Annotated in this window: 2 protein-coding genes; both read left to right on the top strand. The window is 64.2% G+C overall.

The features are described from left to right. Positions 1–77 precede the first annotated feature (77 nt). Positions 78–1385, top strand: coding sequence for an IS21 family transposase (gene istA / locus YUU_RS0145750; RefSeq protein ID WP_051390290.1), 1308 nt, complete (start codon positions 78–80; stop codon positions 1383–1385). Continuing rightward, positions 1385–2245 carry an IS21-like element helper ATPase IstB gene (istB, locus tag YUU_RS0145745; RefSeq protein WP_027528100.1) on the top strand — a complete coding sequence of 287 codons (861 nt, stop codon included), beginning with the start codon at positions 1385–1387 and terminating at the stop codon, positions 2243–2245. Before istA ends, istB begins: the two co-directional genes overlap by 1 nt. The last annotated feature ends 61 nt before the right edge of the window (positions 2246–2306 follow it).

Below are 2306 nucleotides of genomic sequence, written 5' to 3'. Positions count from 1 at the left end.
TGTCGCGCGCCATGGAAAACTGCCCCCTCGGCGCCATGAGGAATTGCCCCCTCCTTGGATAGCCGAGGAGAGAGCGAATGAAGCAGGAACGAATCACGGAAGGCTCATCGTGGAGTGATCCACGGGGGCAGATAATGAAGACGCCGGATGACGTGGCGGAGATGTTGCGCCTGAGGGCGTGCGGATGGGGGCTGAAGCGGATTGCGCGCGAGCTGGGCTGCAGCCATCACACGGTGAAGGATTATGTTGCGGCGGGCGGCGTTAAGCCGTTCAAGTCGGCGGAGCGGCCGAAGCGGCTTGGCGGTCTTGAGGGCTGGCTGCGCGAGAGGTTCATTCGCCATCGTGGCAATGCGGACGTGGTGCGCCAGGATCTGTTGGCTGAGAAAGGCGTGACAGTCAGCCAGCGAACGCTGCAGCGCGCGGTGCAGCCTTATCGGCAGGCGCTGAAGGCGGAGGCGCTTGCGACGACGCGGTTCGAGACACCTCCGGGTCGCCAGCTGCAAATCGACTTCGGGGAGCGTCTAGTCGAGATCGGCGGAACGAAGGTCAAGGCATTCGTGTTCGTGGCGACGCTCGGACATTCGCGACGGCTCCATGTGCGAGCGTTCCGGGCCGAGAAGCAAGAGCACTGGTTTGCCGGGCTCGAGAGCACATTCACCACCTTCAGCGGTGTACCGGAGGAAGTGCTGATGGATAACCCACGCGCACTTGTGGTGCGCCACGACGCGGTGAGCCGGTCGGTTCAGTTCAACGACAGGCTGATTGCCTTCTCGAAGCACTGGGGCTTCCGTCCTCGCGCCTGCGCACCATATCGGGCACGCACAAAGGGCAAGACGGAGAATGGCGTCGGCTATGTGAAGAAGAACGCGATCGCAGGTCATTCCTTTGCAAGTTGGGAAGCGTTTGAGGCCCATCTCGCCAGGTGGGAGCGAGAGGTTGCGAACGTCCGTATCCACGGCACGACCGGCGAAGCACCGATCATCCGCTTCGCACGAGACGAGGCCCACCGGTTAAAACCGCTCGGCGGGCGGCCCTCGTTCGGATCATTGCGCGAGCTAACCCGGATCGTCGGCAATGATTGCGCCATCGAGATCGACACCAACAGTTACTCAGTACCGTGGCGCCTTATTGGTGAGCGCGTCGCGGTGACCATCGCGGCTGGCGAGGTGCGGATCCGTCATGGCGTGCACCAGGTCGCGGTTCACGAGCAATCGAAGGGACGCCGGCTGCGGGTCGTCGATCCGGCCCATCTCGATGGCGTTGCCGGGCGCAATGGTGCGGTCCGCCGGCCGGAGATTGCGGCGGCGGTGCCGGGGTCGTCGCCACCGCATTCGTTGTTGCGTCCGCTTGCCGAATATGAAGCCGTGATCGGGGGAAGCTTCTGATGACGCGCGCAAAGAAGGCAACCGAAGCACCGACTGATCCCCTTGATGCCATGCTGGCGCGATTGCAGCTCTCCGGCATCCGCGATCAGCTTGATAGTTTGCTCGACGAGGCGGCGCGCGCGAACCTGTCGGCGCGTGAGACGCTTGTCCTGCTGTGCGAACGTGAGATCGCGCGCAAGGATCATCGCCGCATCGATATGGCGCTGAAGCTTGCACACTTCCCGGCCGTGAAGGAGCTCGCAGGCTTCGACTTCGAGGCGCAGCCCTCGATCGATCCCAAGCAGATCCGCGACTTGGCCGCGTCACGTTGGATCGCCAACGGCGAGAATGTGCTGCTGCTCGGCCCGCCGGGCGTCGGTAAGACGCACTTGTCGATCGCGCTCGGGCGGGAAGCGATCCTGGCCGGTTACACGGTGCAGTTCACCACGGCGACGACACTCGTCGCGGGCTTGGCCAAGGCGCATGGCGAGCGGCGCCTGGACGAGAAGCTGCTCGCGCTGGCGAAGCCGAAGCTGCTCATCGTCGACGAGCTCGGCTATCTGCCGCTGGAGCCGGATGCCGCGCATCTGTTCTTCCAGCTGGTCAGCCGCCGTTACGAAACCGGTGCCATGCTGATCACGTCGAACCGCAGCGTTGCCGAATGGGGCACTGTGTTCGCCGATCCCGTGGTCGCCACCGCGATCCTCGACCGGCTCCTGCACCATAGCCACGTGCTGACGATCCGCGGCGACAGCTACCGGCTCCGCGCCAAACGGAAGAGCGGCCTCATCAAGGCGCCGGCCGCCGGTGACGGCCCTCCGGTCGGCTCCGCCTCCCTCCGTCCCGTCACCGGCGGAAACAACCATCAAACGACATCATGAAACCGAGGGTGGGGGCAGTTCTTCATGACGCAAAGGGGGCAGTTCCGGATGGCGTTTGACA

The sequence above is a fragment of the Bradyrhizobium sp. Ec3.3 genome (assembly GCF_000472925.1).
GTDB lineage: Bacteria > Pseudomonadota > Alphaproteobacteria > Rhizobiales > Xanthobacteraceae > Bradyrhizobium.
The sequence above is the reverse complement of the archived record's forward strand: the minus strand, read 5'-3'. Positions and strand labels throughout refer to the sequence as shown.